The following is a 6,239-nucleotide window of genomic DNA, read 5'->3' as shown; positions in this document are numbered from 1 at the left end:
ATATTAATAATTAATTATTAATATTTAAGAGGTTACTTGAATATTATGCTAAAAAAATCTTTAAAAACACATAATTTGTATTTTTTAAAGTTCAAATTTTTAATATTTTTTTAATATCTTTTCTTGGAATTATATTTTTTTTAGTTTACATGATTAACTCTCTTTAGGTTGTCAATATGATGGTGTTTTTTTGATTAATTCTAGTTTTAATTTCCTTGTTTGTATTAGAATTATCAATTAATATTGGGTTAATTATTTTGGGAAAACTTTTATTTGGACAGAAAATCAATACAGATCAAAAATAAAGTAGGTCGTGCAATAAGAGTTTCAGCAGACATTCAACAAAATTTCTCTTATATGGAAGAAATGTGGCTGGGTTCACGAAAATATGGGCATTCATATTTGGAAAAAAATTGTTGTTGTCCAAATGAAACAATTACTGAAAAAACTAACTGGTAACATTGACGACAGTATTAACTTTTCAACAATTTTCTCCTACCTTTCCAAACCAATTGGCGCTGCCTTTTTCTCAATTGCTTATATTCTTTATACATCTGTGCTGTGATGTGGCCGTGTAATCTTCGAAACTCATCTATTCTGACAATCTCTGCTTGAACAATAGCTGATTCTCCTTCATGCCAACAGTACCATGGATGATGACAAGGCACATCATTTTTAAATGCCAAACCTGTCTTGCAGTTGTTGCAATAATCTACAAACCACAGTTCACTCTCCCTTTCTGTCTTTTGCCTTTTGGCTTCGATTATCTGTTGTTTTATGGATTTCATTTAACATCACTGATTTAAAAAAGACCAAAAAGACCGCAAAGACTTTTTCAGCGGTCTTTTTAAAAAACTCTTCATAGGTCTTTAAAAATTAAAATAACAGTTCTCATTCCTTTTCAATTAAACATATTTTTAAAAAGACCATACTTTCTGGAATGTGTGGGAGGAACTTTTAAAGTTCCCCTCGCTTGTCCTGAAAATCATGGTCTTTTTTAGTTTTCCACATTAACAAACCCTATAGAAAAACATCAGATAATGCTTCAATTAAATTAAAAGCAATTCTCAATCGTTTTCCAATGAGGGCTTTTCAAAGACTTTTCTAAAAGTCTTTTTGGTCTTTCTGGTTTTTGCCCAAACCGGTTTTTCCACCTCGCTGTCAAAGTTCATTATGCTTAAGCCTTCAACAAACCTGTCTTCATTCATAAGCTCTACAACCCATTCGCCGATTTCATATCTGATATCCTCATATACTGAATCGTCAATGTGCTTTAGATTGTAGCTGATATGTGCAATTTCACTATTGGCCAAGTCATATATGTTGAAGTTACTGAAACGTTCTGTTATTTGTAGAAATCCTTGATTTTTCAATGCATACATGTATTTTCTAACTGAATCTAAGCTTAATTCAAGATTTTGAAGTTGGAAGTATTCGCTGGTTGTAATTCCCATGCCGGGCATCACTCTCTCCTTTTGCATCTTCCACTCATCGATATTGTTCCTGATGTCGTTCAATACATCAACAGCCTTTGGGGCTAGATTTGCAGATATACTTTCCTTATAGGGATTCAAAAGGCTCATGAACTGCTGCACGTCTGCAATATTTGTCAGGATTACCTTTTCACCGTCAACATCATGGACTTCATGATTATAGTAATTCAAGGCAGTTATCGTTTTTAGTATGCCGTTGAACTTATCAAAATCCCTTTTATAGAAAGCAGAGTTCTTTAAAAAGTCAATGATGAAATAAACATATGGATTAATTATTGCAATATCTTCAAAGACTTCCTTTAGATACAATAACATATAGGGCACTAGCTCAGCTTCCTTTTCATATTTCTTTAAAGTATTGTAGCTTCTGCCATGCTTGAATTCCAGTAGCCTGTTTCTGCGATTGAATATTTCCTTGTTGTCCATTCTTGGCGTGATGAAAATGCTTCTGCTCATTTCCTGTTCATCGAAATTATGATTAGGTACAGTAGTATATGTCAGGCAGGGGCGGCCCTCAAGTTTCAGGTCTTTTACTTCCCATCCACCTTCACCATCTGGAATGTTTAGGGGCTTGTTTAGAAATCCGTCTGACTGCAGTTCCTTCATGAGGTTTTTGGACTCTTCCATGAACTCGTGGTCATTGGCACCACCCATGTCTCCGTAATTGACAATCATTCCGTCATAGAAATACCTGTCCTTTTTTGCACGGTTAAAGAGAGCTGCTTCAGTGATTTTCTTTTCATTGACAATGAATTTTTCTGGAATCAGTCTTAATGCGGTTTCTTGGATGTGGGATTTTCCGCTGCTTGCCTCACCTAGACATATCACCGAGACAGGATTTTTCAAGATAACCTGTCCTGCATATACAGTAAACGCATAGAGAATGTTATTTCTCTCACCTGCCGTAAACCATTCAACAATGCTTCCAATATAAATCAAAGGATAATCCAATGACTGCAGTTTAGTGATAGCTTCCTTTGATTTGGAGATATCCTTTTCCAGCTCGGCTTGTTTTCTCTCAGCTATTTCCTGTTCAATGACGGCCAGCTCATTTTCATAGTTGAGCTGCAATAGCTGTTTTACATCTTCGAACTGGTTGCTGAGCATCTTTGGATCCGTTTTGCTTTTCCGATTCATTATCTGTTTGCATTGCCTTGCTACATTGCTCTGGGCAGATAATGTGGCCGGAGGCCTGTTTACATACTCTCCAATCTTATTTCCGTACCTGTTTTTGAATACATATGTAACCTTATCAGGGTTCTTATTGTTGATGATAAGTGTTATTGTGTCTTTTGTGGGCAGTTCAGCTGTGTTGGTCATATTTATTCACTATCTCATCAATTCTGTCTAAAATTTCCCACATTCTATCCCACATCGCCTTTGGCACATAAACGTATGTTATTCCATCTATTTCTCTTTCCAACATGATTTTTTTCTCCTATTTTTTCCCATCGTTGGGGGTGATTATTTATTCAACTGCCTAAAGCTCACGTTTGTCAGAATCCTTTGAAAAATAAAAACAGTATTGGAGCAGAATCAATATTTCCATCCTTTAGCCAATATTTAGAATAATGATTTGAAAATCTTTATATATTCCTTAAAATAAACTAGATATTGGGTTAAGTTTTGAAAAATATTAATTTTTAACAAAGTTTCGCGGCTCTGTTTAACTATTCTTATTTTTCTCGACTGACCTGAGGATTATATTAAAAAATAATATTTAGCTCGTTATTCATAATATAATCCTTTTTTTATAATCTGTTTTTTTGCACTGCTTTTGATATTTTACCTCTCTAAATTTGATTTTAAGACCTCACCAAAAAAAGTTGTACGACTGTGAAAATTGCTCCCACTTCGTAAAATTGCTTTCACTTGGTAATGGCCAATGTATAGTTTATCATTATGCCTATATAAACATTTCTATCCGATTTTATTGTTAAACTGTTCAGTTTTTTGAGAAAAAATTGTGTCCTAAAGCCTTAGGTTTTTTGGAATTTCTGTAAACATTTCAACAAGAATTCACGACACAAAAAGTCAAATGTACAAAATCAAAAACGGCTTTTCAAAGCATTAAATTACTGTTAGATTTCAATATGGCTTTATTATCCTTTTTATTATCTGATTTATATAAATAAAGTAATAATATTGAGAAATGCTTTCTAAAAAATTTCATTGATGGTGGAAAATGAGTTTTGTATTGTGGGTTTTTAGTGCTGTAAAATAAGTACTGGGGTTTTAGAGGGAATGTTAATGTAGAGGCATTCAACACAATATCGAATGCCATCACATAAGTTTACAATTAATAACACATGTCTATCTTTTCTTTAATGTTAAGCAGTTCTTTTTTAAATTGTTTCACATCATCCATTTCCTTTCTCATTTCCTGCAATTCAGACCTTAATGACTGATTTTCATTTTCAATTTGCAGGAATTCAGGAGATTTGATGGATAGCTTTTCCACTTCCTTATTGATTGTTACTGCAGAGATGTGTTTGATGTATTCGTATTTCAAGTCATCTGGATTGGTCATGAAATAAGAGGCATCGGTTTTGTTTTTGGCCTTTCCCTGTAAATCATTGACCTTATCCAAACTCATGCCGTCATTGTATAATGCGCTTGCATGGAATTTCCTTAGCATATGACTTCTTAACCGGTTGTAGTTACCTACTTTTCCCAATTCAAGTTTATTGTTCATCTCTATGAATTTTAAGTTAAAATAGAATGGGTCTATTTTGAATAGGGGTCGATCATCAGTCAATCTGTCTTCCCTGTCTAATAGATACAGGTTTATGGCATTTACAGCTTCGGGAGTACAGTATGTGGTGTAGTATTTTCCTGTTTTTTGCCTTAAAACATTAAAGGTCGGTACAACATTGCAATCACAGCCCACTTCATTGATTATGTCGTAGATGTTGGGTTTAGTTGTATAGTCTGATAAGGATTTTACATAATCGCCTATTGTCAGATTCAATGTTTCCCTTCTTGCACAGCCGCTGGATGCCATAAAGTACAGTATAGGCTTCATTGTCGGTGTGGCAATGTTGATTGCTTTTCTGATGATTTCTTTGTCAGGCAAATCTTTAAATTGAATTGGCTCAGGTGTTTTTATTCCTTTTTTGTTGATTTTTGGCAAATCAATTATTTCAATTTCATAATATTTGTAAATGACAATTATTGGATAGAAAAACAGGTGTGTTGTGTTAAAACAATAATTGTCCAGTAGGTATTGCCTGTAGGATAGCAATCTTCTTTTCAATTTCCTTTTTTTCCATTTTATTCCTTTGTCTTCTTCTGCTTCCGCTTCTTCTAATAGCTCCTCTAAAGACATTCCACAAAATGCAGTATACTTGTTCACTGCATTTCGATAGGCCCTTTTAGTTGCCTCAGAATGATTTCTTACAATGTGTATCTCATCTAATAGCTCGTTACTCATAGTTATCACCTAACTATAATAAGTATAATATATCATGTGAGATATATTATATTTTAGAGAGAGCATTTGATAACTAATATTTACTAGAGTTATCAAAAGTTTGTGATAATTTAAAAATTAATGATTAAATAGTTTATGGAGGCAAGATTATGAATACTCAAGAACTTATTAAAATTGAAGATGATTATTTCATTAACACTTTCACAAGACAACCAATAGTGCTCGATCACGGTGATGGTGTTAAGGTAACTGACATTGACGGAAATGAATACTTGGACATGTTTTCAGGAATTGCAGTAAACTGTTTAGGTCACAACCACCCAAAACTCGTAAAAGCAATTCAGGACCAGGCAGAAAAGCTCATTCACATTTCAAGTATCTATTACAATGAACCAGCATTAGTCTATGCTAAAAGATTGGTTGACAAAACTGACTTTGACAGAATATTTTATGCTAACAGTGGTGCTGAAGCAAATGAAGGTGCTATTAAGCTTGCTGTAAAATACACAGGAAAAGGCGAAATCATCTCAACCGTTGATTCATTCCACGGAAGAACCATCATGACCCTTGCAGCTACAGGCCATGAGGAATACCATGAGCCATTCAAGGCAGTAATGCCAGAAGGTTTCATCAACGTACCTTACAATGACATTGACGCAATCAAAGAGGCAGTCACCGAAAACACTGCAGCTATCATTGTCGAACCTGTACAAGGTGAAGGTGGAGTAAACATTCCTGATAAAGATTACCTAAAGCAAATTGAAGAGCTCTGTCATGAAAAGGACATAGTTTTCATTGTTGATGAGGTACAAACAGGATTCGGAAGATGCGGAACATTGTTTGCACATGAGCTTTTCGGAGTAAAACCTGACATAATGACTATGGCTAAAGCAATCGGTGGAGGTGTGCCAATGGGCGGAATCCTTGCAACCGAAAAGGTAGCTAGTGCATTTGTACCTGGAGATCACGGAACCACCTTTGGTGGAGGACCTTTAGTCTGTGCAGCAGCTAATGCAGTTTTAGACGTATTCGCTGAAGAAAATATCCTGGATAATGTAAATGAAGTCGGCGAGTACTTCGTCTCTGAACTTAAAAAATTAGATAAGGACATCATCAAAGAAGTGCGCGGAGTAGGTTTAATGGTCGGTATCGAACTCACCAAACCTGGCGCAGAATATGTCGACAAATTCAGAGAAGCAGGTTTCCTTATTAACTGTACCGCTGGAAATGTATTAAGACTTGTTCCACCATTGACAATTACAAAAGAAGACATTGATGAATTCGTTAAAGCTGTAGATGAAATTTTATAGGGT

At 34.8% G+C, this 6,239-nt stretch carries 5 protein-coding genes; 1 reads left to right on the top strand and 4 read right to left on the bottom strand.

Going from position 1 to position 6,239, the window contains the following annotated elements; genetic code table 11:
• Positions 1 to 473: 473 nt before the first annotated feature.
• From ACKI30_RS06660 to ACKI30_RS06645, 4 genes are all read right to left on the bottom strand, one after another.
• Positions 474 to 788: a hypothetical protein gene (locus tag ACKI30_RS06660; RefSeq protein ID WP_407410973.1), complete on the bottom strand. Its 315-nt coding sequence runs from the start codon at positions 786 to 788 to the stop codon at positions 474 to 476.
• 279 nt (positions 789 to 1,067) lie between these two features.
• Complete coding sequence (locus tag ACKI30_RS06655; protein WP_407410971.1) at positions 1,068 to 2,813, bottom strand: hypothetical protein; 1,746 nt, start codon at positions 2,811 to 2,813, stop codon at positions 1,068 to 1,070.
• Positions 2,797 to 2,919, bottom strand: a complete 123-nt coding sequence (locus ACKI30_RS06650; protein WP_407410969.1) for a hypothetical protein — start codon at positions 2,917 to 2,919, stop codon at positions 2,797 to 2,799. Before ACKI30_RS06650 ends, ACKI30_RS06655 begins: the two co-directional genes overlap by 17 nt.
• Before the next feature lie 873 nt (positions 2,920 to 3,792).
• A complete protein-coding gene (locus tag ACKI30_RS06645) occupies positions 3,793 to 4,926 on the bottom strand; it encodes a site-specific integrase (protein ID WP_407410967.1) in 1,134 nt (377 codons plus the stop codon).
• A gap of 149 nt (positions 4,927 to 5,075) precedes the next feature.
• On the opposite strand from ACKI30_RS06645, the gene ACKI30_RS06640 reads away from it, so the two are divergent.
• Complete coding sequence (locus tag ACKI30_RS06640; RefSeq protein ID WP_407410965.1) at positions 5,076 to 6,236, top strand: acetylornithine transaminase; 1,161 nt, start codon at positions 5,076 to 5,078, stop codon at positions 6,234 to 6,236.
• Positions 6,237 to 6,239 lie beyond the last annotated feature (3 nt).

The organism is Methanobrevibacter sp. (assembly GCF_045539575.1).
GTDB lineage: Archaea > Methanobacteriota > Methanobacteria > Methanobacteriales > Methanobacteriaceae > Methanocatella.
The sequence above is the reverse complement of the archived record's forward strand: the minus strand, read 5'-3'. Positions and strand labels throughout refer to the sequence as shown.

Bases quoted from the DNA above. Each gene is read 5' to 3' on its own strand.
- ACKI30_RS06645 (WP_407410967.1), bottom strand. From the start codon at position 4,926: ATGAGTAACGAGCTATTAGATGAGATACACATTGTAAGAAATCATTCT.
- ACKI30_RS06640 (WP_407410965.1), top strand. From the start codon at position 5,076: ATGAATACTCAAGAACTTATTAAAATTGAAGATGATTATTTCATTAAC.
- ACKI30_RS06660 (WP_407410973.1), bottom strand. From the start codon at position 788: ATGAAATCCATAAAACAACAGATAATCGAAGCCAAAAGGCAAAAGACA.
- ACKI30_RS06650 (WP_407410969.1), bottom strand. From the start codon at position 2,919: ATGTTGGAAAGAGAAATAGATGGAATAACATACGTTTATGTGCCAAAG.
- ACKI30_RS06655 (WP_407410971.1), bottom strand. From the start codon at position 2,813: ATGACCAACACAGCTGAACTGCCCACAAAAGACACAATAACACTTATC.